At 70.5% G+C, this 25026-nt stretch carries 22 protein-coding genes; 21 read left to right on the top strand and 1 reads right to left on the bottom strand.

Annotated elements, in window-relative coordinates:
* Positions 1-61: 61 nt before the first annotated feature.
* From RV983_RS16140 to RV983_RS16125, 4 genes are all read left to right on the top strand, one after another.
* The gene (locus RV983_RS16140; protein WP_475986477.1) at positions 62-1354 is read left to right on the top strand and encodes a geranylgeranyl reductase family protein; all 1293 of its coding nucleotides are present in this window, start codon (positions 62-64) and stop codon (positions 1352-1354) included.
* 76 nt (positions 1355-1430) lie between these two features.
* A complete protein-coding gene (locus tag RV983_RS16135; protein WP_475986476.1) occupies positions 1431-1889 on the top strand; it encodes a helix-turn-helix domain-containing protein in 459 nt (152 codons plus the stop codon).
* The gene (locus RV983_RS16130; protein ID WP_475986475.1) at positions 1882-2241 is read left to right on the top strand and encodes a DUF4180 domain-containing protein; all 360 of its coding nucleotides are present in this window, start codon (positions 1882-1884) and stop codon (positions 2239-2241) included. The genes RV983_RS16135 and RV983_RS16130 overlap by 8 nt, the downstream gene beginning before the upstream one ends.
* 284 nt (positions 2242-2525) lie before the next feature.
* A complete protein-coding gene (locus RV983_RS16125) occupies positions 2526-2831 on the top strand; it encodes a hypothetical protein (RefSeq protein WP_475986474.1) in 306 nt (101 codons plus the stop codon).
* Between the two features lie 188 nt (positions 2832-3019).
* Here the strand turns inward: RV983_RS16125 and RV983_RS16120 are convergent, their stop codons facing one another.
* Positions 3020-3835 carry a C40 family peptidase gene (locus RV983_RS16120; protein WP_475986473.1) on the bottom strand — a complete coding sequence of 272 codons (816 nt, stop codon included), beginning with the start codon at positions 3833-3835 and terminating at the stop codon, positions 3020-3022.
* Positions 3836-4388: 553 nt separating this feature from the next.
* Between RV983_RS16120 and RV983_RS16115 the strand changes: the two genes are divergently transcribed.
* The 17 genes from RV983_RS16115 (at position 4389) to RV983_RS16035 (ending at position 24849) form a co-directional block, all read left to right on the top strand.
* Positions 4389-4748, top strand: coding sequence for an NADH-quinone oxidoreductase subunit A (locus tag RV983_RS16115; protein ID WP_401975342.1), 360 nt, complete (start codon positions 4389-4391; stop codon positions 4746-4748).
* A gap of 15 nt (positions 4749-4763) precedes the next feature.
* The gene (locus RV983_RS16110; protein WP_319658399.1) at positions 4764-5318 is read left to right on the top strand and encodes a NuoB/complex I 20 kDa subunit family protein; all 555 of its coding nucleotides are present in this window, start codon (positions 4764-4766) and stop codon (positions 5316-5318) included.
* Positions 5315-6052 (top strand): NADH-quinone oxidoreductase subunit C, encoded by a 738-nt coding sequence (locus RV983_RS16105; RefSeq protein ID WP_475986472.1) that lies wholly within the window; start codon positions 5315-5317, stop codon positions 6050-6052. Before RV983_RS16110 ends, RV983_RS16105 begins: the two co-directional genes overlap by 4 nt.
* The gene (locus tag RV983_RS16100; protein ID WP_475986471.1) at positions 6049-7395 is read left to right on the top strand and encodes an NADH-quinone oxidoreductase subunit D; all 1347 of its coding nucleotides are present in this window, start codon (positions 6049-6051) and stop codon (positions 7393-7395) included. Before RV983_RS16105 ends, RV983_RS16100 begins: the two co-directional genes overlap by 4 nt.
* A 26-nt stretch (positions 7396-7421) precedes the next feature.
* Positions 7422-8249: an NADH-quinone oxidoreductase subunit NuoE gene (gene nuoE / locus RV983_RS16095; protein ID WP_475990345.1), complete on the top strand. Its 828-nt coding sequence runs from the start codon at positions 7422-7424 to the stop codon at positions 8247-8249.
* A gap of 2 nt (positions 8250-8251) precedes the next feature.
* On the top strand, positions 8252-9583 hold the full coding sequence (gene nuoF, locus RV983_RS16090; RefSeq protein ID WP_475990344.1) for an NADH-quinone oxidoreductase subunit NuoF: 1332 nt from the start codon (positions 8252-8254) through the stop codon (positions 9581-9583).
* On the top strand, positions 9580-12063 hold the full coding sequence (locus tag RV983_RS16085; RefSeq protein WP_475986470.1) for an NADH-quinone oxidoreductase subunit G: 2484 nt from the start codon (positions 9580-9582) through the stop codon (positions 12061-12063). Before nuoF ends, RV983_RS16085 begins: the two co-directional genes overlap by 4 nt.
* Before the next feature lie 5 nt (positions 12064-12068).
* Complete coding sequence (gene nuoH / locus RV983_RS16080) at positions 12069-13388, top strand: NADH-quinone oxidoreductase subunit NuoH (protein WP_475990343.1); 1320 nt, start codon at positions 12069-12071, stop codon at positions 13386-13388.
* Complete coding sequence (gene nuoI, locus RV983_RS16075) at positions 13381-14055, top strand: NADH-quinone oxidoreductase subunit NuoI (RefSeq protein WP_475986469.1); 675 nt, start codon at positions 13381-13383, stop codon at positions 14053-14055. The genes nuoH and nuoI overlap by 8 nt, the downstream gene beginning before the upstream one ends.
* Positions 14052-14852 (top strand): NADH-quinone oxidoreductase subunit J, encoded by an 801-nt coding sequence (locus RV983_RS16070; protein WP_475986468.1) that lies wholly within the window; start codon positions 14052-14054, stop codon positions 14850-14852. The genes nuoI and RV983_RS16070 overlap by 4 nt, the downstream gene beginning before the upstream one ends.
* Positions 14849-15148 carry an NADH-quinone oxidoreductase subunit NuoK gene (nuoK, locus tag RV983_RS16065; RefSeq protein ID WP_319658407.1) on the top strand — a complete coding sequence of 100 codons (300 nt, stop codon included), beginning with the start codon at positions 14849-14851 and terminating at the stop codon, positions 15146-15148. Before RV983_RS16070 ends, nuoK begins: the two co-directional genes overlap by 4 nt.
* 12 nt (positions 15149-15160) lie before the next feature.
* Positions 15161-17059, top strand: coding sequence for an NADH-quinone oxidoreductase subunit L (gene nuoL / locus RV983_RS16060; RefSeq protein WP_475986467.1), 1899 nt, complete (start codon positions 15161-15163; stop codon positions 17057-17059).
* A gap of 82 nt (positions 17060-17141) precedes the next feature.
* Complete coding sequence (locus tag RV983_RS16055; protein ID WP_475986466.1) at positions 17142-18737, top strand: NADH-quinone oxidoreductase subunit M; 1596 nt, start codon at positions 17142-17144, stop codon at positions 18735-18737.
* On the top strand, positions 18734-20386 hold the full coding sequence (gene nuoN / locus RV983_RS16050; protein ID WP_475986465.1) for an NADH-quinone oxidoreductase subunit NuoN: 1653 nt from the start codon (positions 18734-18736) through the stop codon (positions 20384-20386). The genes RV983_RS16055 and nuoN overlap by 4 nt, the downstream gene beginning before the upstream one ends.
* A gap of 376 nt (positions 20387-20762) precedes the next feature.
* A complete protein-coding gene (locus RV983_RS16045) occupies positions 20763-21938 on the top strand; it encodes a carboxylate--amine ligase (RefSeq protein WP_475986464.1) in 1176 nt (391 codons plus the stop codon).
* Entirely contained in the window at positions 21935-23143 is a 1209-nt protein-coding gene (locus RV983_RS16040) for an NAD(P)-binding domain-containing protein (RefSeq protein ID WP_475986463.1), read from the top strand. Before RV983_RS16045 ends, RV983_RS16040 begins: the two co-directional genes overlap by 4 nt.
* A 719-nt stretch (positions 23144-23862) precedes the next feature.
* Complete coding sequence (locus RV983_RS16035; RefSeq protein ID WP_475990342.1) at positions 23863-24849, top strand: polyprenyl synthetase family protein; 987 nt, start codon at positions 23863-23865, stop codon at positions 24847-24849.
* The last annotated feature ends 177 nt before the right edge of the window (positions 24850-25026 follow it).

Raw genomic sequence — 25026 nt, 5'->3', positions numbered from 1 at the left:
CCGGGGCACCGCCTCATAGACTCTCAACGCCGATTCCCCATACCGACGGGAGACCCCGACCGTGACTGACACGACCGTCGCCTCTGAGCGCAGTGCCGATGTGATCGTCGTCGGGGCCGGTCCCGCCGGTTCGACGACCGCGTACTACCTGGCGAAGGCCGGTCTGGACGTCCTGCTGCTGGAGAAGACCGCCTTCCCCCGCGAGAAGGTGTGCGGCGACGGTCTCACCCCGCGGGCGACCAAGCAGCTCGTCGCGATGGGCATCGACATCTCCGAAGAGGCGGGCTGGCTGCGCAACAAGGGCCTCCGCATCATCGGAGGCGGCGTCCGCCTCCAGCTCGACTGGCCGGACCTGGCCTCCTTCCCCGACTACGGACTCGTCCGCAAGCGCGAGGACTTCGACGAAGTGCTGGCCCGCCAGGCCGAGAAGGCCGGTGCGCGGCTGTACGAGCGCTGCAACGTCTCCGGTCCGATCCGCGACGAGCGCACCGGCCGCATCACCGGGGTCGAGGCGAAGCTCGGCGAGGAGAAGACCCCGGTCACCTTCCACGCCCCGCTGGTCGTGGCCGCCGACGGCAACTCCACCCGGCTCTCGCTGGGGATGGGCCTGCACCGCCGCGAGGACCGCCCGATGGGCGTCGCGGTCCGCACGTACTTCACCTCGCCCCGCCACGACGACGACTACCTGGAGTCCTGGCTGGAGCTGTGGGACCGGCGCGTCCCGGGCGACCCCCGGCTGCTGCCCGGCTACGGCTGGATCTTCGGCATGGGCGACGGGACGTCCAACGTCGGCCTCGGTGTGCTCAACACCTCCGCCTCCTTCAGGGAGCTGGACTGGCGCGAGATCCTCAAGGCCTGGTGCGCGTCCATGCCCGAGGACTGGGGCTACACCCCCGAGAACATGACCGGCCCCATCCGCGGCGCCGCGCTCCCGATGGCCTTCAACCGCCAGCCGCACTACACCCGCGGCCTGCTGCTCGTCGGCGACGCGGGCGGCCTGGTCAACCCGTTCAACGGCGAGGGCATCGCGTACGCGATGGAATCCGGCCGGATCGCCGCCGACGTCATCGTCCAGGCGCATGCGCGCGGCACCGCGGCGCAGCGGGAACTGGCGCTGCACAACTACCCGCGCATCCTGAAGGACACCTACGGCGGCTACTACACGCTCGGCCGGGCCTTCGTGAAGCTGATCGGCAACCCGAAGGTCATGAAGGTGGCGGCGCAGCGCGGACTCAGCCACCCGCTGCTCATGCGCTTCACGCTCAAGCTGCTGGCGAACCTCACCGACCCGTCCGGCGGCGACGCGATGGACCGCGTCATCAACGGCCTGTCGAAGGTGGCCCCGCGGTCGTAACGACGCCGGACTCAACCTCTTCCCGTGCTTACGTAACCTTCCCTTTCTTTACACGTGAAGGGTAGGATGCGTAAGCATGGAGCAGGATTGGTACTCGGTGGAGCAGGTCGCCGAGCGGCTCGGACTGCACGTGCGGACCGTGCGCGGGTACATCCGCGGCGGGCGGCTGAAGGCCGTGCGCATCGGCAAGCAGTACCGCGTCGCGCCGGCCGACCTCGACGCGCTCACCGGGCGGCCGGCCCCCGTGCCGCCGCCACGGCGGGCCGAGGTCTCCGCCATCGTCGAACTCGACGGCATCGGGGCGACGGCCGCCGACCGACTGACCACCCTGCTCGCCGCCGGTGCCCGGATGCCGCGCGACGACGCGGAGCCGCTGCGGATCCAGACGGTGTACGACGGCCCGCGGGCCCGCCTCAAGATCGTCGTCCTGGGCGGGCTCGCGCCCACGGCGGATGTGCTCGGCACCATCGACGGCATTCTCGGAGCGGAGAACGGCATGTTCCCCGACGACCCCGAAGGCGGAGTCCATGGCTGACGTGGTGACCGAACGCGCCGGTGTGCCCGTTCTGGTCGTGGGGGAGGACGGCCCCGGAATCGCGGGCCCGCAGGACGCGCTCGACGTGATCGGCGCGGCCTTCTACCGCGCCGAGGTGGTGGCCGTGCCCGTGTCCCGTTTCGACGAGAGCTTCTTCGCCCTGCGCACCGGGGTGGCGGGCGAGATCCTGCAGAAGTTCGTCAACTACCGGCTGCGACTGGTGGTCGTGGGCGACATCTCCGCGTACACCGGGGCCAGTACGGCGCTGCGCGACCTGGTGCGCGAGTCCAACCGGGGAAACCAGGTGTGGTTCGTGTCCGATCTGGGGGAACTCGACGCCCGATTGGCGTGATGACGTTGCGTCAGAAGGCGTTCGAAGGGGATGCGGTCCCTGCCGTGCCGGTGGCCGCATTCGGGTGCGCGAAGCCGTCAGGGGCGATGGCGTCGAACGTGTGAACACCGTGCCGTGCCGTGCCCGGCCGACTGGGGTGGCCGCCGAACCGACGCATCTGACATCGATGTCACGTGCTGCGAGGGGCTGTTGGAGGCAAAAGCCCGAAATGCATGGTTCGTGATGGTGTGCCCATACTTTTGCTCACCCCACCGGGGACACCGTCAACGGGAGGAAGGCACACCATGAACATCTTCGCGAAGTCCCTTGCCACCGCCGCCGCCACTGTTCTGCTTGCGGGCGGCGGGATGACCGCCGCCACGTCCGCATCCGCCGCCCCGTCGGGGCACGGCAAGAAGCTCCACTGCAGCTGGCACAAGGGCTACTGGACGCTCCGCCACACCTCGGGCCGCGGCGAGCACGACGGCCGCGGCGACCGCGGCGAGCACGACGGGCGCGACCGCCGCGGCGGACACGCCGGGTCGTCCCACGGCTCCGTGCGCTGGGAGAAGGTCTGGCACCCGGCCTACAAGGTCTGCGTCCGCCGCTGATCCGCGTTCGCGTCCCCGTCACGCCCTCTTCCCGAGCCCGGCCCCCCGCCATTGCGGTGGGGCCGGGCTCGGCCTCGTACGGGCGCGTGCGCGCCTTCACGGGCATCAGGTGCCGCGGGGCGCGGCGGCACCACGGACCTGCCGGCCGGTACGGACGGCGGCCCTCCCGTGGGGACGGGGTCGCGGGATCAGGCCACGCGGACGGCGGAGGTGGGCATGTAATAGGCCATCTGCTGGATCACGACACCCTTGCCCGGGTTGGCCGCGTCCAGGTACTGGCCGTCGCCGACGTAGACGGCGACGTGGTAGGCGGAGCCGACGCCACCCCAGAACAGCAGGTCGCCCGGCTGGACCGCGCTCACGGGGACCTGGGTGCCGAAGGTCGACTGCGCCTGGGAGGTGCGCGGCAGCTCGACGCCGATGGTCCGGAACGCGGCCTGGGTGAGGCCGGAGCAGTCGTACGCGCTGGGGCCCGTGGCGCCGTAGACGTACGGCTTGCCGACCTGGGCCTTCAGGAAGCTGAGCACGGAGGCGACGCTGCCGCTCGCGGCCGAACTCGACGTCGACGCGACCGAGGAGGCGGAGGCGGAAGTGGCCAGCGCGGTGCGCCCGGCCGAGCGGGACGCCGTGGCGGACTCCCGGGCCTCGGCGGCCTTGGCGTCGGCGGCCTTGCGGGCGTCGGCGGCGGCCTTCTTCTTGGCGGCGGCCTTCATCGCCTGGGCGCGGGCCTCGTCGCGGGCCGCGTCCAGCTGCTGCTCGACGACGGTCTCGTCGATGGCGGCGGCGGCCTGCGCGGCGCTCGCCTCGGTGGAGAGGGCGGGGATGACCGGGATGCTCCCGGTGGTCGCCGGGTCGGCGGCCGTCGGTTCTGCGTTCGCAGGGGCGGACATTCCGGTAAGGGCGAGCGTTCCGATGACGCCGCCGGCGACTCCAGCGCGGCGCACCCAGTTGGTGCTCTGCGTGGCGCGTCGCCGGCGGCGTATATGCGAGATCTGAAGGGGCATGCGCTCTTGGGTATCAGGCGGAATCGGTTCCGTTCAACAAAAGTGTGATGCGCCACAGTTGGCGCCACCCCAGTGCTATTGTCCCTTTTTTGATCTTCCTTATTCGGGATGAATCGGATAACGAAGTTCATTTCCTCGTGCGCGTGTTCACGTGCTTTCGGCGGTCGTCAGCACGGACTTTCCGGCCTCACCCGGACGGGCGGCGGCTCGCTATCACGGCGTCCGGGGGAGCTCCAATTTGCTCCGAGCCGTGATGGCCTGATAGTGGGCCACCCCTTCTGGCCAGCGATAACGCAAGCAAATATGACTTCTGGTGATCATTTGAGATACCTGCGTGAGAAGATCACCTCTCATCCGGCACGACGCTCCTTCGCCGGGTGGTGTAGATCACAAAGCCCAGTGGGAACCCCGTGTCGCAGATCACAGACCGGGAGGCATAGGATGCGGGCAGTTCGGGCTTGTGAACTGCCTCACATAGCGAGATCAGGTGGCGTGGCGCGCAGGTCCGGGCACGGTCCGTCATCAGTCATCGTCGACTGGAAGGAGCGGGGACGTGAATGCCTACGCGCCCATCCTCGTGCTGGGCGGCCTCGCGGCCGGCTTCGCGATCTTCTCCGTGATCATGGCTTCAATTATCGGCCCAAAACGGTACAACAGGGCTAAATTGGAGGCATATGAGTGCGGCATTGAACCGACTCCGCATCCGGCCGGTGGTGGCCGTTTCCCGATCAAGTACTACCTGACGGCGATGCTCTTCATCGTCTTCGACATCGAGATCGTCTTCCTCTATCCCTGGGCGGTCTCCTTCGACTCCCTGGGGATCTTCGGGCTCGTCGAGATGCTCCTCTTCGTGCTCACCGTCTTCGTCGCGTACGCCTATGTCTGGCGTCGCGGCGGTCTGGAATGGGACTAGGGGCGGAGAAAAGCCATGGGTATTGAAGAGAAGCTGCCGAGCGGATTCCTGCTGACGTCGGTCGAGACCGCCGCGGGATGGGTGCGGAAGGCGTCGGTCTTCCCGGCGACCTTCGGTCTGGCCTGCTGCGCCATCGAGATGATGACCACCGGTGCCGGGCGGTACGACCTGGCCCGTTTCGGGATGGAGGTCTTCCGCGGTTCCCCGCGCCAGGCCGACCTGATGATCGTCGCCGGCCGGGTGAGCCAGAAGATGGCCCCCGTCCTGCGCCAGGTCTACGACCAGATGCCGAACCCCAAGTGGGTCATCTCCATGGGCGTCTGCGCATCCAGTGGCGGAATGTTCAACAACTACGCAATTGTGCAGGGTGTTGACCATGTGGTGCCTGTTGACATTTATCTCCCCGGATGTCCGCCCCGTCCCGAAATGCTGATGGACGCCATTCTCAAGCTCCACCACAAGATCCAGCACAGCAAGCTCGGCGTGAACCAGGAACAGGCCGCGCGCGAGGCGGAGGAGGCGGCGCTCAAGGCGCTGCCGACGATTGAGATGAAGGGGCTTCTCCGATGACGGATTCCCCGGACACCCCGAACCCGGACAAGGACGTGCAGGCGAGCGGCCTGCCCGGTCAGCGCGGGGACCACGGCGAGGCGATCCGCGTCCAGCACGGCATGTTCGGCGCCAACAACGGCGGCGACACCTCCGGGTACGGCCGGCTGGTGCGCACCGTGCGCCTGCCGGGGGCCACGAACCGGCCCTACGGCGGCTGGTTCGACGAGGTCGCCGACGAGCTGGAGGGCGCCCTGGAGGAGCAGGGCCTCGTCCCGGACAACGCGATCGAGAAGGTTGTCGTCGACCGCGGCGAGGTCACCTTCCATGTCGCGCGCGAGCACCTTCCCCGCATCGCCAGGACCCTGCGCGACGACCCCGCGCTGCGCTTCGAGCTCTGCACGGGGGTCAGCGGCGTCCACTTCCCCGAGGACAAGGGCCGCGAGCTGCACGCCGTCTACCACCTGCGCTCGATCACCCACAACCGGCTGATCCGGCTGGAGGTGAGCGTCTCCGACGACGACCGCCACGTCCCGTCGCTGGTCGAGGTCTACCCGACCAACGACTGGCACGAGCGCGAGACGTACGACTTCTTCGGGATCGTCTTCGACGGCCACCCCGCCCTGATGCGGATCATGATGCCGGACGACTGGCAGGGCCATCCGCAGCGCAAGGACTACCCCCTCGGCGGCATCCCCGTCGAGTACAAGGGCGCCCAGATCCCGGCTCCGGACCAGCGGAGGTCGTACTCGTGAGCACGCATGGAACGTCGCACGCAGCACCCCAGCAGGCCTCGGAGCGGGACACCACCGAGGGCCGGGTCTTCACGGTCACCGGCGGCGACTGGGACGAACTGGCCGACACCGTCGGCAAGGCCGACGACGAGCGCATCGTCGTCAACATGGGTCCGCAGCACCCGTCCACCCACGGTGTGCTCCGGCTGATCCTGGAGATCGACGGCGAGACGGTCACCGAGGCCCGCTGCGGCATCGGCTACCTGCACACCGGCATCGAGAAGAACATGGAGTTCCGGACCTGGACCCAGGGGTCCACGTTCGTGACGCGCATGGACTACCTGACGCCGTTCTTCAACGAGACGGCGTACTGCCTGGCGGTGGAGAAGCTGCTCGGCGTCACCGAGGAGGTCCCCGACCGGGCCACCGTCATCCGCGTGATGCTGATGGAGCTGAACCGCATCTCCTCGCACCTGGTGGCCATCGCCACCGGCGGCATGGAGCTCGGCGCCACCACGATCATGATCTACGGGTTCCGCGACCGCGAGATGATCCTGGACATCTACGAGCTGATCACCGGCCTGCGGATGAACCACGCGTACATCCGCCCCGGCGGCCTCGCCCAGGACCTGCCGCCCGGCGCCGTGGACCAGATCCGCGAGTTCGTGAAGAAGTTCCGCAAGAACCTTCCCGAGTACGACAAGCTCGCCACCGGCAACCCGATCTTCAAGGCCCGTATGCAGGACGTGGGCTACCTGGACCTGGCCGGCTGCATGGCGCTCGGCGCCACCGGCCCGATCCTGCGCTCCACGGGCCTGCCGCACGACCTGCGCAAGTCGCAGCCGTACTGCGGTTACGAGAACTACGAGTTCGAGGTCCCGACCGTCGACACCTGCGACTCCTACGGCCGCTTCCTCATCCGCCTGGACGAGATGCGCGAGTCGCTGAAGATCGTCGAGCAGTGCCTGGACCGGCTGCAGCCCGGCCCGGTCATGGTCGCCGACAAGAAGATCGCCTGGCCCGCGCAGCTGGCGCTCGGCCCGGACGGGCTCGGCAACTCGCTGGACCACATCAAGAAGATCATGGGCACCTCCATGGAGGCCCTGATCCACCACTTCAAGCTGGTGACCGAGGGCTTCCGGGTGCCGCCCGGCCAGGCGTACGTCGCCGTCGAGTCGTCCAAGGGCGAACTCGGGGTCCATGTGGTCAGCGACGGGGGCACCCGCCCCTTCCGCGTCCACTTCCGGGACCCGTCCTTCACCAATCTGCAGACCATGGCGGCGATGTGCGAGGGCGGCCAGGTCGCCGACGTCATCGTCGCGGTGGCATCCATCGACCCCGTGATGGGAGGCGTCGACCGGTGACTGAGGTATCACTCGGCATCCCCGCGATGCCCGCGCCGGACTACCCGGCCGACGTACGGCAGCGCCTGGAGACGGACGCGCGCGAGATCATCGCCCGCTATCCCGGCAGCCGCAGCGCTCTGCTTCCGCTGCTGCACCTCGTGCAGGCGGAGGAAGGCTACGTCTCCCGTACCGGGATCCGCTTCTGCGCCGAGACGCTCGGGCTGACCACGGCCGAGGTGACGGCGGTGTCGACCTTCTACACCATGTACCGCCGGGCGCCGTCCGGCGAGTACCAGGTCGGGGTCTGCACCAACACCCTGTGCGCGGTGCTCGGCGGGGACACGATCTTCGACGAGCTCAAGGAGCACCTCGGCGTCGAGAACGGCGGGACCACCGAGGACGGCAAGGTCACGCTGGAGCACATCGAGTGCAACGCGGCCTGCGACTTCGCCCCCGTGGTGATGGTCAACTGGGAGTTCTTCGACAACCAGGACCCGCAGTCGGCCAAGCGGCTCGTCGACGACCTGAGGGCCGGCCGGACCGTCGAGCCCACCCGGGGCGCTCCCTTGTGCACGTACAAGGAGACGTCCCGGATCCTCGCCGGGTTCCCCGACGAGCGCCCCGGCGCCGTCGAGGCGAGCGGCGGCGCGGGCCCGGCCTCACTCGCCGGCCTGCGGCTCTCCCGCGGCGAGGCACTCCCGGGCACCGGCGCCGGTGTGCCGCGGCAGACCTCCGCCCCGCCGCAGGACGAGGTGCCGCCGGCCCACACCAGCTCCCACGACGCCCCGCAGGAGTCCGCGGTCTCCGACCCCGACCACCCTGCCGGGCCCGTCACCGAGCAGCGCACGAACGAAGGCGAGGGGGAGCAGTGACGATGGTTGACTCGGCGGAGAAGGTGCTCGCACCCGTTCTGTCGGCCTTCTGGGACGACCCGCAGTCCTGGACACTCGGCACGTACCGCCGGCACGAGGGCTACGAGGGCCTGCGCAAGGCGCTCGCGATGCCCCCGGACGACGTGATCGCCTTCGTCAAGGACGCGGGTCTGCGCGGCCGCGGCGGCGCCGGCTTCCCCACCGGGATGAAGTGGCAGTTCATCCCGCAGGGCGACGGCAAGCCGCACTACCTCGTCGTCAACGCCGACGAGTCGGAGCCGGGCACCTGCAAGGACATCCCCCTGCTCTTCGCCAACCCGCACTCGCTCATCGAGGGCATGGTGATCGCCTGCCACGCGATCCGCTCCCAGCACGCCTTCATCTACCTGCGCGGCGAGGTCGTCCCCGTGCTGCGGCGGCTGCACCACGCGGTCGCCGAGGCGTACGAGGCGGGCTTCCTCGGCAAGAACATCCTGGGCAGCGGCTTCGACCTGGAGCTGACCGTGCACGCCGGCGCGGGCGCGTACATCTGCGGCGAGGAGACGGCGCTCCTGGACTCCCTGGAGGGCCGGCGCGGCCAGCCCCGGCTGCGGCCGCCCTTCCCGGCGGTCGAGGGCCTGTACGCGTGCCCGACGGTGGTCAACAACGTCGAGTCGATCGCCTCGGTGCCCGCGATCCTCACCAGGGGCAAGGAGTGGTTCCGCTCCATGGGCAGCGAGAAGTCCCCGGGCTTCACGCTGTACTCGCTCAGCGGCCATGTCGCCAACCCCGGCCAGTACGAGGCCCCGCTCGGGGTGACCCTGCGCCAGCTGCTCAGCCTCAGCGGCGGCATGCGCCCGGGCCACAAGCTCAAGTTCTGGACGCCGGGCGGCTCTTCCACCCCGATGTTCACCGACGAGCACCTCGACGTCCCGCTGGACTACGAGGGCGTCGGCGCCGCGGGCTCGATGCTCGGCACCAAGGCGCTGCAGTGCTTCGACGAGACCACCTGCGTGGTGCGCGCCGTCACCCGCTGGACCGAGTTCTACGCCCACGAGTCCTGCGGCAAGTGCACCCCCTGCCGCGAGGGCACGTACTGGCTCGTCCAGTTGCTGCGCGACATCGAGGCCGGCAAGGGGTCCCTGGCGGACCTCGACAAGCTCGCCGACATCGCCGACAACATCAACGGCAAGTCCTTCTGCGCCCTCGGGGACGGAGCGGCCAGCCCGATCTTCTCCTCCCTCAAGTACTTCCGCGACGAGTACGTGGAGCACCTGGAGGGCCGCGGCTGCCCCTTCGACCCGTCCAAGTCCACGGTCTGGGCCGACAAGTCTCACCTGGAGGTGAACGCGTGACCGTCACCACGAACGCCGCTTCCGGAGAGGCAGCGGTGCCGCCCGAGGACCTGGTGTCCGTCACCATCGACGGCGTCGAACTGTCCGTGCCCAAGGGCACGCTGGTGATCCGGGCCGCCGAACTGATCGGGATCGAGATCCCGCGCTTCTGCGACCACCCGCTCCTGGACCCGGTCGGCGCCTGCCGGCAGTGCATCGTCGAGGTCGAGGGCCAGCGCAAGCCCATGGCGTCGTGCACGATCACCTGCACGGACGGCATGGTCGTCAAGACCCAGCTCACCTCCGGTGTCGCGGAGAAGGCCCAGCGCGGGGTGATGGAGCTGCTGCTCATCAACCACCCGCTGGACTGCCCCGTCTGCGACAAGGGCGGCGAGTGCCCGCTGCAGAACCAGGCGATGTCCGCCGGCCAGGCCGACACCCGCTTCGAGGGACGCAAGCGGACCTACGCCAAGCCCATGCCGATCTCCACGCAGATCCTGCTGGACCGCGAGCGGTGCGTGCTGTGCGCGCGCTGCACCCGCTTTTCCGAGCAGGTGGCGGGCGACCCGATGATCGAACTGCTGGAGCGCGGCGCGCTGGAGCAGGTCGGCATCGGGGACGGCGACCCCTTCCAGTCGTACTTCTCCGGCAACACCATCCAGATCTGCCCGGTCGGCGCGCTGACCTCGGCGGCCTACCGCTTCCGCTCCCGTCCCTTCGACCTGGTCTCCTCGCCGAGCGTGTGCGAGCACTGCGCCGGCGGCTGCGCCACCCGCACCGACCACCGGCGCGGCAAGGTCATGCGGCGGCTCGCGCAGGACGACCCCGAGGTCAACGAGGAGTGGATCTGCGACAAGGGCCGCTTCGGCTTCCGCTACGCGCAGCGGCCCGAGCGGCTCAGCACGCCGCTGGTGCGCAACGCCGACAGCGGTGAGCTGGAGCCGGCGAGCTGGCCGGAGGCGCTGGAGGCGGCGGCCCGCGGGCTCGCCGCGGCCGGCGGCCGCACCGGCGTGCTGCCCGGCGGCCGGCTCACCGTCGAGGACGCGTACGCGTACGCCAAGTTCGCCCGCGTCGCCCTGGACACCAACGACGTCGACTTCCGGGCCCGGGCGCACTCCGCCGAGGAGGCCGACTTCCTGGCCGCCGCCGTCGCGGGCCGCGGACGGGACCTGTCGGGCCACGGCGTCACCTACACCCTGCTGGAGAGCGCCCCCGCGGTGCTGCTGGCCGGGCTGGAGGCGGAGGAGGAGGCGCCCGGCGTCTTCCTGCGGCTGCGCAAGGCCTGGCGCAAGCACGGGCAGAAGACCTTTACGCTGGCTCCCTTCGCCACCCGCGGGCTGGGCAAGGCCGGGGGCACGCTGCTGCCCGCCGCGCCCGGCACCGAGACCGAGTGGCTGGACGCCCTCGCCGGTGGCGTCGGCCTGGACGCCGCCGGCCGCGCGGCGCACGAGGCATTGCGTGCCGAGGGCGCCGTCGTCCTGGTCGGCGAGCGGCTGGCGGCCGTTCCCGGCGCGCTGACCGCGGTGCTCCGGCTGGCCGAGGCCAGCGGCGCCCGCCTGGCGTGGATCCCGCGCCGGGCCGGTGAGCGCGGCGCCGTCGAGGCGGGCGCCCTGCCGGGGCTGCTGCCCGGCGGCCGCCCGGTCGCCGACCCGCGCGCCCGGGACGAGGTCGCCGCGGTCTGGGGCGTGGCCACGCTCCCGTCCCGCTTCGGCCGCGACACCACCGACATCCTGGAAGCGGCGGCGGTCGGCGAGCTCGGCGCGCTGCTCGTGGGCGGCGTGGAGGTCGCCGACCTGCCCGACCCGGCCAAGGCCCGCGAGGCGCTGGACGCGGTCGGCTTCGTGGTCAGCCTGGAGCAGCGGCCCAGCGAGGTCACCGAGCGGGCGGACGTCGTCCTGCCGGTGGCCGCGGTCGCCGAGAAGGCCGGCACCTTCCTCAACTGGGAAGGCCGCGCGCGGCTCTTCGAGACCGCCATCAAGCCGGCCCAGCAGGTCCAGCGCCACCAGTTCCCGGACGCCCGGGTGCTGACGATGCTGGCCGACGCGCTCGATGTCCCCCTCGGCCTCGCCGATGTGAGGGCGGCGCGCGCCGAACTCACCCGGCTCGCCCCGGTGGACGGCCCGCGCGCCGCCGCGCCGCGCGAGACCGGCCGCCCGATCCCCAAGCCGGGCGTCGGCGAGGCCGTCCTCGCCGGTCACCGGCTGCTGCTCGACCAGGGCCTGCTCCAGCAGGGCGACGACGCCCTCGCCGGCACCCGCCACCCGGCGGTCGCCCGCCTGTCGGCGGCCACGGCGGAGGAGATCGGCCTCGCCGACGGTGCCGAGGCCGAGATCTCCGGCCCCGCCGGCGCCGTACGGCTCCCGCTGAAGGTGACCGAGATGCCCGACCGCGTCGTGTGGCTGCCGCTGAACTCCGTGGGCGGCGGTCTCGCCTCGGACACCGGCGCGCTGCCCGGCCAGGTCGTCAAGGTGGCCGCGCCCATGAAGGAGGTGGCCCAGTGATCACGATGTCCGTCGAGGACCTGTCCATGTTCGGGCGCGACCCGTGGTGGCTGGTCGTCATCAAGGCGGTCTTCTGCTTCGCGTTCCTGATGCTGACCGTGCTGTTCTCCATCGTGTGGGAGCGCAAGGTCGTCGCCTGGATGCAGCTGCGCATCGGCCCCAACCGGCACGGCCCCTGGGGCATGCTCCAGTCGCTCGCCGACGGCGTGAAGCTGATGCTCAAGGAAGACCTGATCGTCAAGAAGGCCGACGCGGTCGTCTACGTGCTGGCCCCGATCGTCGCGGCCATCCCGGCGTTCATGGCGATCGCGGTGATCCCCTTCGGCCCGGCCGACAACGAGGTCTCGATCTTCGGCCACCGCACGCCGATGCAGCTCACCGACCTGCCGATCGGCATCCTGTTCATCCTGGCCACCGCGTCCGTCGGCATCTACGGCATCGTGCTGGCCGGCTGGTCGTCCGGCTCGACGTACCCGCTGCTCGGTGGCCTGCGCTCCTGCGCGCAGATGATCTCGTACGAGATCGCGATGGGCGTCGCCTTCGCGTCGGTGTTCCTCTACTCCGGCTCGATGTCGACCTCGCAGATCGTCGCCCAGCAGCACGACCGCTGGTACATCGTGCTGCTGCCGGTCTCCTTCATCATCTACATCGGCACGATGATCGGTGAGACCAACCGCGCCCCCTTCGACATGCCCGAGTCCGAGGGCGACCTGGTCGGCGGCTTCAACACCGAGTACTCCTCGATCAAGTTCGCGCTCTTCATGCTCGCCGAGTACGTGAACATGGTGACGGTCTCGGCGGTCGCGACCACCCTCTTCCTGGGCGGCTGGCGGGCCCCGTGGCCGATCAGCACCTTCTGGGAGGGCGCCAACCACGGCTGGTGGCCGCTGCTGTGGTTCGTGGTCAAGGTCCAGCTGCTGCTCTTCCTCTTCATCTGGCTGCGCGGCACGCTGCCCCGCGTGCGCTACGACCAGCTGATGAAGCTGGGCTGGAAGGTGCTCATCCCGGTCTCGATGGTGTGGCTGATGCTCGTCGCCACCGTCCGGGCGCTGCGCAACGAGAACTACGACTTCCAGTCGATCGTGCTCTACGTCGGCGGTGCCGTCGTGCTGCTGCTCCTGGTCTCGCTGGCGTTCGACGTCCTGCGGGACCGCGGCGAGAAGGACAAGGAGGCGGCCGCCGAGGCGGGGCCGCCCGAGCAGTTCGACCCCATGGCGGGCGGATACCCCGTGCCGCCGCTGCCCGGCCAGGAGCTCCCGCCCGTCCCGCGGCGGGCGTCCCGTGCGGAGCGTCAACTCGTAGGCAAGGAGGCCGACGATGCCTGAGTTCCTGGGCCCGGTCGCGGGCTTCGGCGTGACCTTCAAGGCCATGTTCAAGAAGCGGCTGACCGAGCAGTACCCCGAGGAGAAGAAGCCGACCGCGCCGCGGTTCCACGGCCGTCACCAGCTCAACCGGCACCCGGACGGGCTGGAGAAGTGCATCGGCTGCGAGCTGTGCGCCTGGGCCTGCCCCGCCGACGCGATCTATGTGGAGGGCGCCGACAACACCGACGAGGAGCGCTACTCGCCGGGCGAGCGCTACGGCCGCGTCTACCAGATCAACTACGCCCGCTGCATCCTGTGCGGGCTGTGCATCGAGGCCTGCCCGACGCGGGCGCTGACGATGACCAACGAGTACGAACTCGCCGACAGCAGCCGCGAGTCGCTGATCTTCACCAAGGAGCAGCTGCTCGCCGGCCTGGACGAGGGCATGGTCGAGGCCCCGCACGCGATCTTCCCCGGCATGGACGAGGGCGACTACTACCGCGGCGCGGTCACGCACGCGGCCCCGGACACCGTCCGGCAGGTCGCGGTCTCCAAGGGCGAGAAGGCCGACGAGACGGTGCAGGGCGAGCAGTCCGCAGAAGGCGCGGCAGCCGAGGCCGGCGCGACGGACGCACAGGTCCCCGCGGCGGGCGGCGCGGCTCCGGCCGGGACGGGAGGCGAGGCATGAACGGGCTGACCACGCTGGCGGCCGGGTACACCACCTCCACCGGGGAGGCGGTCCAGTTCTGGGTGCTCGGCACCGTCGCGGTGCTGGGCGCGCTGGCGACCGTCCTGATGAAGAGGGCCGTGCACAGCGCACTGTCGCTCGCCGGGACGATGATCGTCCTGGCGGTCTTCTATCTGGCCCAGGGCGCCTACTTCCTCGGCGTCGTCCAGATCGTCGTCTACACCGGCGCGATCATGATGCTCTTCCTCTTCGTCGTCATGCTGGTCGGCATCACCGCCGCCGACTCGCTCAAGGAGACGCTGAAGGGGCAGCGCTGGCTCGCCGCCGCGGCCGGGACCGGCTTCGGCGTGCTGCTGATCGCGGGCATCGCGAGCGCCTCGCTCAACCAGTTCACCGGGCTCGGCCAGGCCAACGCCGGCGGCAACGTCGAGGGACTGGCCTCGCTGATCTTCACCAAGTACGTGTGGGCCTTCGAGATCACCGGTGCGCTGCTGATCACCGCGGCCGTCGGCGCGATGGTCCTCACCCACCGCGAGCGCACCGAGGCCCGCGCCACCCAGCGCGAACTGGCCGAGCAGCGGGTGCGCGAGGGCAAGCAGCTCCCCCCGCTCCCCGCGCCGGGCGTCTACGCCCGCAACAACGCGGTCGACGTCCCCGGCCTGCTTCCGGACGGCACGGTCTCCGAGCTCAGCGTCAGCCCGACGCTGCGCGGCCGCGGCCAGTACCGCGACGTCTCCGCCGAGTCGGTCGCCAAGGTCGCCGAGCTGGAGCAGCGCACTGAGGAGGCGTCGAAGTGAACCCGGTCAACTACCTGTACCTGGCAGCGCTGCTGTTCACCATCGGCGCGGCCGGGGTGCTGATCCGGCGCAACGCGATCATCGTCTTCATGTGCATCGAGCTGATGCTGAACGCCTCCAACCTGGCGTTCGTCACCTTCTCCCGGATGCACGGCAACCTCGACGGCCAGATCATCGCCTTCTTCACGATGGTCGTCGCCGCCGCGGAGGTGGTCGTGGGTCTCGCGATCATCGTGACGATCTTCCGCTCCCGCCACTCGGCCTCGGTCGACGACGCCAGCCTGATGAAGCTCTAAGGGGTAGCGACAGTGGACTACTTGATCGGATGGCTCGTCCTCCTGCCGCTGCTGGGCGCCGGTGTGCTGCTCACCGCCGGACGGAGGCTGGACCGTACGGGCCACTGGATCGGCACCGTGCTCGCGGCCTCGTCCTTCGTCGTCGCGGCGGTGCTCTTCTTCGACATGCTCGGCCGCAGCGGCGAGCAGCGCGCGCTGCACTCGACCGCCTTCACCTGGATCTCGGTCGGCAGCTTCCACGCGGACGTCGCCTTCCAGCTCGACCAGCTGTCGATGACCTTCGCGCTGCTGATCACCGGTGTGGGCACGCTGATCCACATCTACTCGATCGGCTACATGGAGCACGACGAGCGGCGCCGCCGCTTCTTCGGCTACCTCAACCTCTTCCTCGCGGCGATGCTCCTGCTGGTGCTCGCCGACAACTACCTGCTGCTGTACGTCGGCTGGGAGGGCGTGGGCCTGGCCTCGTACCTGCTGATCGGCTTCTGGCAGCACAAGCCCAGCGCGGCGACGGCGGCCAAGAAGGCGTTCATCGTCAACCGCGTCGGTGACGTCGGCCTGTCCATCGCGATCATGCTGATGTTCACCACCTTCGGCACCTTCACCTTCGAGCCGCTCTTCGGCCAGGTGGACAAGGCGGGCGAGGGCATCCTCACCGGCATCGGCCTGATGCTGCTGCTCGCCGCCTGCGGCAAGTCGGCGCAGGTCCCGCTGCAGTCCTGGCTCGGCGACGCGATGGAGGGCCCGACCCCGGTCTCGGCCCTGATCCACGCGGCGACGATGGTGACCGCGGGCGTCTACCTGATCACCCGCTCCGGCGTGATCTTCAACGCCGCGCCCACCGCCCAGGTGGCCGTGGTCACCGTCGGCGCGGTCACGCTGCTCTTCGGTGCAATCGTCGGTTGCGCGAAGGACGACATCAAGAAGGCGCTGGCCGGCTCCACGATGTCGCAGATCGGCTACATGGTGCTGGCCGCGGGCCTCGGCCCGATCGGCTACGTCTTCGCGATCATGCACCTGGTCACCCACGGCTTCTTCAAGGCGGGGCTCTTCCTCGGCGCCGGATCGGTCATGCACGGCATGAACGACGAGGTGGACATGCGCAAGTACGGCGCCCTGCGGAAGTACATGCCGATCACCTTCGTCACCTTCGGGCTCGGCTACCTGGCCATCATCGGTTTCCCGGGGCTGTCCGGCTTCTTCTCCAAGGACAAGATCATCGAGGCTGCCTTCGCCAAGGGCGGCACCGAGGGCTGGATCCTCGGCGGCGCGGCCCTGCTGGGTGCGGCGATCACCGCGTTCTACATGACCCGCGTGATGCTGATGACCTTCTTCGGCGAGAAGCGCTGGCAGCCCGACGCGGAAGGCCACGAGCCGCACCCGCACGAGTCGCCCAAGTCGATGACGATCCCCATGATCGTTCTGGCCTTCGGCTCGGTCTTCGCGGGATTCCTGTTCAGCTTCAACGAATCCTTCGTGAAGTGGCTGGAGCCGGTCACCGGTCACGAGGAGGGCCACCCGCCGATCGGCGCCGGCGCGGTCACCGCCGCCACGATGGTGGTGATGGTGCTCGGTGTGGCCCTCGCCTGGGCCGTGTACGGGCGCCGCCCGGTCCCGGCCGTTGCCCCGCGCGGCAACCTGCTGACCCGGGCCGCCCGGCGCGACCTGCTCCAGGACGACTTCAACCATGTCGCCCTGGTGCTGCCCGGCGAGTACCTCACCCGCGGCCTGGTCTACGTGGACCACAAGGGTGTGGACGGCGTCGTGAACGGCACCGCGGCCGCCGTCGGCGGCCTCTCCGGCCGGATGCGCCGCCTCCAGAACGGCTATGTGCGCAGCTACGCCGTGTCGATGCTGGCCGGCACCGCGGTGCTGGTGGCGGCGACGCTGCTGATGCGGGGGGTGGCGTGATGCGGCTCCACCGGCCCGGCACGGCAGCCGTACCCGTCCTCCCGGCCGCCCAGCGGCTCCCGCTCATGAGGGGTGTTGTCTGATGTCCTTCCCCCTGCTCACCGTGACCGCCGGGCTCCCGGCGCTCGGGGCGATCGCCACGGCCGCCGTCCCGGCGGCCCGGCGAGGGGCCGCGAAGTGGCTCGCACTGGGCGTGTCCCTGGCCACGTTCGTGCTCGCCGCGCTCGTGGTCGCCCGCTTCGAGCCGGGCGGCGCGCGCTACCAGCTGACCGAGTCACACCCCTGGATCGCCAGCTTCGGCGTGCGCTACGAACTGGGCGTCGACGGCATCGCGGTCGCGCTCATCGGGCTCACCGCGCTGCTCATCCCCTTCGTCATCGCGGCCGGCTGGCACGACGCCGACCCCCTGGAGGAGCGGAACCCCAATCGCCGCTGGCGGCCGACGCAGGGCTTCTTCGCGCTGATCCTGCTGGTCGAGGCGATGGTGATCATCTCCTTCGAGGCCACCGACGTCTTCCTCTTCTACATCTTCTTCGAAGCCATGCTCATCCCGATGTACTTCCTCATCGGCGGCTTCGGGGACCGTGCCCACGAGCACGGCGAGGAGGAGGCGGCCCGTCAGCGCTCCTACGCGGCCGTGAAGTTCCTGCTCTACAACCTGGTCGGCGGACTCATCATGCTCGCCGCCGTCATCGGGCTGTACGCGGTCACCGCCGACCAGCTCGGCCAGGGCACCTTCTCCCTCCAGGAGATCCTGAACGCGCGCGCGGCGGGCAAGCTGGACATGTCCGCCACCGCCGAACGCGCCCTGTTCCTGGGCTTCTTCTTCGCCTTCGCCGTCAAGGCCCCGCTGTGGCCGCTGCACACCTGGCTGCCCAACGCGATGGGGGAGTCCACGGCGCCGGTCGCCGTGCTCATCACCGCGGTCGTCGACAAGGTCGGCACCTTCGCGATGCTCCGCTTCTGCCTCCAGCTCTTCCCGGAGGCCAGCAAGTGGGCGACGCCGGTGATCCTCGTGCTGGCGGTGATCAGCATCATCTACGGTGCCCTGCTCGCCATCGGCCAGCGGGACATCAAGCGGCTGGTCGCCTATGCGTCGATCTCGCACTTCGGCTTCATCGTCCTCGGCATCTTCGCGATGACCACCCAGGGCCAGAGCGGGTCGACGCTCTACATGGTCAACCACGGCATCTCCACCGCCGCGTTGATGCTGGTCGCGGGATTCCTCATCTCGCGGCGCGGTTCCCGGCTCATCTCCGCCTACGGCGGGGTGCAGAAGGTCGCCCCGGTCCTGGCCGGCAGCTTCCTGATCGGCGGTCTCGCCACCCTCTCGCTGCCGGGGCTCGCGCCCTTCGTCAGTGAGTTCCTCGTCCTGGTCGGCACGTTCAGCCGCTACCCGGCGCTCGGCATCGTCGCCACCGTCGGCATCGTGCTGGCCGCGCTGTACGTCCTCGTGCTCTACCAGCGGACGATGACGGGTCCGGTGAAGGCCGAGGTCGAGGGCATGCCCGACCTCAAGGTGCGCGAGGTCGCCGTCGTGGCCCCGCTGATCCTGCTGCTGATCTTCCTGGGCGTCTACCCCAAGCCGGTGACCGACATCGTCAACCCGGCGGTCCAGCAGACGCTGTCCGACGTGCACAAGACCGACCCCAAGCCGGCGCTGGAGGCCTCCAAGTGAGCAGCACAGGTGTTGTCCACAGCCTGTGGACAACGGCGGCCCCGCTCGCCGCCGACAAGATCACCGCACCGAAGATCGAGTACGCCCAGCTGGCGCCGGTGCTGATCGTCTTCGGCGCCGCCCTGCTCGGCATCCTCGCCGAGGCCTTCCTGCCGCGCCGGGCGCGTTACACCGCCCAGGTCGGGCTGGCCGTCCTCGGCATGGCCGCCGCCTTCGCCGCGGTCGTGGCGCTCGCCGCCGGCGGCTACGCGACCACGAAGGCGCACATCGCCGCCATGGGCGCTGTCGCCGTGGACGGTCCCGCGCTCTTCCTCCAGGGCACCATCCTGCTCGTGGGCCTGGTCGGGGTGTTCACCTTCGCCGAGCGCCGCCTCGACCCCAGGGCGCACGGCCGGCAGGTGGACTCCTTCGCCGCGCAGGGCTCAGCCGTACCCGGCAGCGAGCAGGAGAAGGAGGCCGTCAGGGCGGGCTTCACCACCACCGAGGTCTTCCCGCTGCTGCTCTTCGCCGTCGGCGGCATGCTGGTCTTCCCGGCCGCCAACGACCTGCTGACGCTCTTCGTGGCGCTGGAGGTCTTCTCCCTGCCGCTGTACCTGCTCTGCGCCCTGGCGCGGCGCCGGCGCGTGATGTCGCAGGAGGCCGCGGTCAAGTACTTCCTGCTGGGCGCATTCTCCTCCGCCTTCCTGCTGTTCGGCATCGCCCTGCTGTACGGCTACGCGGGCACCGTCTCGTACTCCGGCATCGCCTCGGTCGTGGACGGCACCGCCAAGCTCACCCCGGCGCTGGCCGGCTCCTCCGGCAACGACGCGCTGCTGCTGATGGGCTCCGCGCTCGTCGGCATGGGCCTGCTGTTCAAGGTCGGCGCCGTGCCCTTCCACATGTGGACACCGGACGTCTACGAGGGCGCCCCGACCCCGGTCACCGGCTTCATGGCCGCTGCCACCAAGGTCGCCGCCTTCGGCGCGCTGCTGCGCCTGCTGTACGTCGTCCTGCCCGAACTGCGCTGGGACTGGCGGCCGGTGCTGTGGGGGGTCGCGATCCTCACGATGCTGGTCGGCGCGATCGTGGCCGTCACGCAGACGGACGTGAAGCGCCTGCTGGCGTACTCCTCCATCGCCCACGCAGGGTTCATCCTGGCCGGCGTGATCTCGACCTCGAAGGAGGGCGTCTCGGCGGTGCTCTTCTACCTGGCGGCCTACTCGTTCGTCACGCTGGGCGCCTTCGCGGTCGTCACGCTGGTGCGCGACGCGGGCGGCGAGGCCACGCACCTGTCGCGCTGGGCCGGGCTGGGACGGCGGTCCCCGCTGGTCGCCGCGGTCTTCGCGGTCTTCCTGCTGGCCTTCGCGGGCATCCCGCTCACGTCCGGCTTCGCGGGGAAGTTCGCGGTCTTCAAGGCCGCAGCGCAGGGCGGCGCGATGCCGCTGGTGATCGTCGGTGTCCTGTCGTCGGCGATCGCGGCGTTCTTCTACATCCGCGTCATCGTGCTGATGTTCTTCAGCGAGCCCAAGGCGGACGGCCCCTCGGTCGCGGTGCCGTCGCCGCTCACGTCGACCGCGATCGCCATCGGCGTCGCCGTCACGGTGGTACTGGGTGTGGCGCCCCAGTACTTCCTGGATCTGGCCAACCAGGCGGGCACGTTCATCCGCTGACCCCCGTACCGCCCCGACGCGCCCCGGAGCCCGCCAGGCTCCGGGGCGCGTCGGCGTCTGCGGGGCCCCGGGCGCCGTCGGGAGCGCACCCGGCCTCCGCGCGCCCCTCCGGGCCGGTCGTCGCCGCACCGCCGTGACCTGCGGCGGAGCGGTGCCGGCAGGCCGGTCCGGCGTTGACTAAAGAGTTCGCAATGTCCGGAAAAGTCTTGCCGACGCGGTCAATTCGGGCTTAGGTTCCTTTCAGGTCACGGGCGGGGTGGGCCGATGAAACCGTGATCATTGGGGGGATTACGTGGTGAGGTCCGCGTTAGCGATCGATCCTGCCGTGCCCGGACTGATCGTGAAAATCGGTAACTATCCGCTGCATCATGGCGGGGTGGGGGCGATCCGGAGTCTGGGGAGGCTCGGCGTCCCCATGTACGCCGTCACCGAGGACCGGCGGACGCCTGCCGCCGCCTCGCGGTATCTGCGCGACCGTTTCGTCTGGCCGACCACCGGACTGGAGCCCGCGGAACAGCTGGTCGAGGGGTTACGCGGGATCGGCCGCAGGATCGGGCGCCCGACGGTGCTCATCCCGACCGACGAGGAGGCGGCCGTGCTCATCGCCGAACACGGCGACGAGCTCACGGAGTTCTTCCTGTTCCCGCGCACCGAGGACCCGGGGCTGTCGCGCCGGCTGGCGAGCAAACAGGGGCTGCACGAGCTGTGCGTCCAGTACGGCGTGCCGTCGCCGCAGGCGTCCTTCCCGGACTCCTTCGAGGACGTGGAGAAGTTCGCGGCCACCGCCCGCTTCCCCGTCGTCGCCAAGAACCGGGAGGCCTTCGTCCGGCGCCGAGCACCGGCCGTACCGGGGACGACCCGGATCGAGGGCCCGCGGCAGCTGCTGGAACTGGCGCGCGGCTGGGGGCCGAAGCCCGGCGTCATCCTCCAGGAGTACCTGCCGCGCGAGGAGGCCGAGGACTGGATCGTGCACGCGTACTTCGGCGCGGGCGCGGCCGAACCGGTGCTGTTCACCGGGGTCAAGGTCCGTTCCTGGCCGCCGCACGCGGGGATGACCGCCTGCGCCTATGTCGTGGCCAACCCCGAACTCGCCGCGCTGGCGGCCCAGTTCTGCAAAAGCGTCGGCTTCCAGGGGATCGCCGACCTGGACTGGCGCTACGACCGCCGCGACGGCCGCTACAAACTGCTGGACTTCAACCCGCGCGTGGGCGCCCAGTTCCGGCTCTTCGAGTCGGCGGCAGGGATCGACGTCGTCCGGGCCCAGCATCTGGACCTCACCGGCCGGGAGATCCCGCGCGCCGGCCAGCTGGAGGGCCGCCGCTTCGTCGTGGAGAACATCGACCTGCCCGCGCTGATCGCCTACCGGCGCAGCGGCTACACCACTCCCCACGCGCCCGCCCGCGCCAGTGGCACGGAGCTGGCGTGGCTGGCCTCCGACGACCTCAAGCCCTTTGTCACCATGCTCGCGCGCTTCGTCCGCCCGGGCGCGCGGCACCTGATGCAGATGTACCGGTCACGACGTCGAACCGCGCTGAGAAGGGACCCCTCATGACGACGCCCGTAGCCGTGATCGGAGCCGGGCCGTACGGCCTGTCCATCGCCTCCCACCTGCGTGAACGTGGCGTGCCCGTCCGCACCTTCGGTGATCCGATGGTCAGCTGGCGGGAGAACATGCCGGCCGGCATGGTCCTGAAGTCCACGCCGGCCGCCTCCAGCATCTCCACCGGCCGGGTGGGGCACACACTGGCGGACTTCTGCCGGGAGATGGGGGAGCGGCCGCTGGTCACCGACTGGGACCTGATCCCCTCGGAGACCTTCGTCCGCTACGGGCAGTGGTTCCAGCAACGGCTGGTGCCGGACCTGGAGCAGGTGCGTGTGGTCTCCGTCGACCGGCGGCCGGGCGCGGGCTTCGACCTCAAGCTGGACTCCGGGGAACAGTTCCAGGCGCGGGCCGTCGTCGTCGCGAGCGGTCTGCTGGGCTTCGCCCATATCCCCGACCTGCTGCGAGGCCTGGCGCCGGACGGGCCCTCGGCCTCCGGGCCTGTCTCGCACAGTTCCCAGCACACCGGCTTCGCCCGGTTCGCCGGGCGCGAGGTGACCGTCGTCGGCGCGGGGCAGTCCGCCCTGGAGAGCGCCGCCCTGCTGGCGGAGGCGGGCGCGACCGTGCGCCTGCTGGCCCGCGGCCGGCGCGCGGTCGGCTTCGGGGACCCGCCGGACCGCCAGCCGCGGCTGCGGCCCGAGTCGCCCTTCGGGCGGGCCTGGTCGCTGTACGCCTTCTCGTACCACGCCCAGTACTTCCGCCCGCTGCCCACATCGCTGCGGCTGTACCTCGTGCGGCGCGTACTGGGGCCGCTGGGGGCGTGGTGGCTGCGCGAGCGCTTCGAGGGGAAGGTCTCGGTCAGCGAGGGGCACGCGCTGCGCAGTGCCCGCCTCGACGGCGAGGGCAAGGTCGTGCTGTCCACCGCGGCGCCCGGCGGACGCGCCGCCGAGTTCGCGGCCGACCACGTCATGGCCGCCACCGGCTACCGCGTCGACCTGGACGCCCTGGACTTCCTCGCTCCGGAGCTGCGTGCCGCACTGGCCCGCACGGGCGGTTCCCCGCGCCTGGGTGCCGACTTCTCCTCCTCGGTGCCGGGGCTGTACTTCACGGGACTGCCCGCGGCGGCGACCTTCGGGCCGGTGCTGCGCTTCGTGTGCGGCACGGAGTGGGCGTCACCGCGACTGGCCCGGGCGGTGACGGCGGCGCACGGGCGCTAGTTGTTCTGTCCACGCGTCTGTCCACGCGTCTGTCCACTTGGCGGTCCACACGGCGGGCCGGGTCGGGATTCCTGACCCGGCCCGCCGTGCGTCCGGCGGCAGCGTCGAGGCCGGACCCGTACGCGTCGCACCCGACTCCTGGCCACGGCCTCCTCCTCGGTGACACGGCCGGGCGCCGCCCGGGAGCAACAAGGCCTCCGCCGCTGCCCGCTGCTCGTCGGCGGGCCCTTGTGGGGCTCCGGTGAGCCGCTGCTCATCCGGGTGGCCCAGTGCGCCCGTCCGTTCGCCGTGAGCGGTCCGCCGGGCCCACCCCGCCGCCGGGCCCCGTCGTCGCCGGACTCGGTCCGCCCTGCGTCCTCGTGGCCCTCACCGTGCGCCGAACGGCGCCGCCCGGACCGGCGCCAACTCGGCGGCCACGCATGCCGAGCGCCTTGCCGGGGAAGGCGCGACAGCGATGACGGTGCTGCCGGGAGGCGTCGACCGGGGCGTCACGGCAGGGCCGGGGCGCCCGGAGCGGGCCCCGTCCCGGGCCGGACGACCCGAACAGCCGGGCAAAACCGGCGGTAGTGGCCCGAGGGGGCCATGCCCCCGCAGTGATCGAGAGGCGACCGGTTACGCTGCCGGTGTAGTGCTGCGCCACGCCACACGCCGCAGAAGTGATCTCAGCGACAGGAGAATCCCAGGTGACGACCGTCGTCGGGCCCTTCGGGCTGAGTGTTATGGACGAGGGACTCGAGGCCGATGTCCGGGCCGGACTGTCGGCCGTGGAGGAAGGCATCCTCGAGGCGACGAAGAGCGATGTGCCCTTCATCACAGAGGCGGCGCGGCATTTGGTGCACGCCGGTGGAAAGCGGTTCCGGCCGCTGCTGGCGATGCTGGCCGCGCAGTTCGGTGATCCGCACGCGCCCAAGATCGTGCCCGCGGCCGTGGTGGTCGAGCTCACCCACCTGGCGACGCTCTACCACGACGACGTGATGGACGAGGCCGCGGTGCGGCGGGGGGTCGCGAGCGCCAACGCCCGCTGGGACAACTCGGTTGCCGTACTCACCGGCGACTTTCTGTTCGCCAAGGCCTCGCACATACTGGCCGACCTCGGGCCGGAGGCCGTACGGATCCAGGCCGAGGCCTTCGAGCGGCTGGTCACCGGACAGATCCTGGAGACCGTCGGCCCGCGCGACGGGCGTGACCCCATCGAGCACTACATGGACGTCATCGCGGGCAAGACCAGCTCCCTGATCGCCGTCTCGTGCCGCTTCGGCGCGATGATGTCGGGCGCGAGCGAGACCGTGGTCGACATCCTCACCCAGTACGGGGAGCGCGTCGGTACCGCCTTCCAGCTGGCCGACGACGTCCTGGACATCGCCAGCGACTCGCACGAGTCCGGCAAGACCCCGGGCACGGACCTGCGCGAGGGCGTGGCGACCCTGCCGGTGCTGCATCTGCGTGCTGCCGTGGCCAAGGCCGACGGTTTCGCGCCGTCCGACGACCGCCGGCTGTGCGAACTGCTGGACGGGGACCTCACGGACGACCTCCGGCACGCCGAGGCGCTCACCTTGATGCGCGCCCACCCCGCACTGCAGCAGGCCCGCCGGGACACCGTCCGGTACGCGGACGAGGCGCGGGCTCTGCTGGCCCCGCTGCCGGAGTGCGCCGCCAAGCAGGCCCTGGAGGGGCTCTGCGACGCGGTGGTGCACCGCGCGGGCTGATCCGCGCCCGTACCCGTACGGACGCGGGGGCCGCATGGCGCCGCCCTGAGCCGTTGTCAGGGGCCTCATCCCAGAGGTGTACACCGAGTTGATCCCGCCGGGCGATGTGCCCGACCGGCCGGATTGATGGGATAAGAGGCACCACCACACGGCGGATCGGGTGACAATGGCCCAAGA

It is taken from the genome of Streptomyces sp. RLA123, from assembly GCF_056270165.1.
Note: the sequence above shows the minus strand (reverse complement) of the source record. Positions and strands in the feature narration are given on the sequence as shown.

Bases quoted from the DNA above. Each gene is read 5' to 3' on its own strand.
- RV983_RS16135 (WP_475986476.1), top strand. From the start codon at position 1,431: ATGGAGCAGGATTGGTACTCGGTGGAGCAGGTCGCCGAGCGGCTCGGA.
- RV983_RS16130 (WP_475986475.1), top strand. From the start codon at position 1,882: ATGGCTGACGTGGTGACCGAACGCGCCGGTGTGCCCGTTCTGGTCGTG.
- RV983_RS16125 (WP_475986474.1), top strand. From the start codon at position 2,526: ATGAACATCTTCGCGAAGTCCCTTGCCACCGCCGCCGCCACTGTTCTG.
- RV983_RS16120 (WP_475986473.1), bottom strand. From the start codon at position 3,835: ATGCCCCTTCAGATCTCGCATATACGCCGCCGGCGACGCGCCACGCAG.
- RV983_RS16110 (WP_319658399.1), top strand. From the start codon at position 4,764: ATGGGTATTGAAGAGAAGCTGCCGAGCGGATTCCTGCTGACGTCGGTC.
- RV983_RS16105 (WP_475986472.1), top strand. From the start codon at position 5,315: ATGACGGATTCCCCGGACACCCCGAACCCGGACAAGGACGTGCAGGCG.
- nuoE (WP_475990345.1), top strand. From the start codon at position 7,422: ATGCCCGCGCCGGACTACCCGGCCGACGTACGGCAGCGCCTGGAGACG.
- nuoF (WP_475990344.1), top strand. From the start codon at position 8,252: ATGGTTGACTCGGCGGAGAAGGTGCTCGCACCCGTTCTGTCGGCCTTC.
- nuoH (WP_475990343.1), top strand. From the start codon at position 12,069: ATGTCCGTCGAGGACCTGTCCATGTTCGGGCGCGACCCGTGGTGGCTG.
- nuoI (WP_475986469.1), top strand. From the start codon at position 13,381: ATGCCTGAGTTCCTGGGCCCGGTCGCGGGCTTCGGCGTGACCTTCAAG.
- RV983_RS16070 (WP_475986468.1), top strand. From the start codon at position 14,052: ATGAACGGGCTGACCACGCTGGCGGCCGGGTACACCACCTCCACCGGG.
- RV983_RS16055 (WP_475986466.1), top strand. From the start codon at position 17,142: ATGTCCTTCCCCCTGCTCACCGTGACCGCCGGGCTCCCGGCGCTCGGG.
- RV983_RS16040 (WP_475986463.1), top strand. From the start codon at position 21,935: ATGACGACGCCCGTAGCCGTGATCGGAGCCGGGCCGTACGGCCTGTCC.
- RV983_RS16035 (WP_475990342.1), top strand. From the start codon at position 23,863: ATGGACGAGGGACTCGAGGCCGATGTCCGGGCCGGACTGTCGGCCGTG.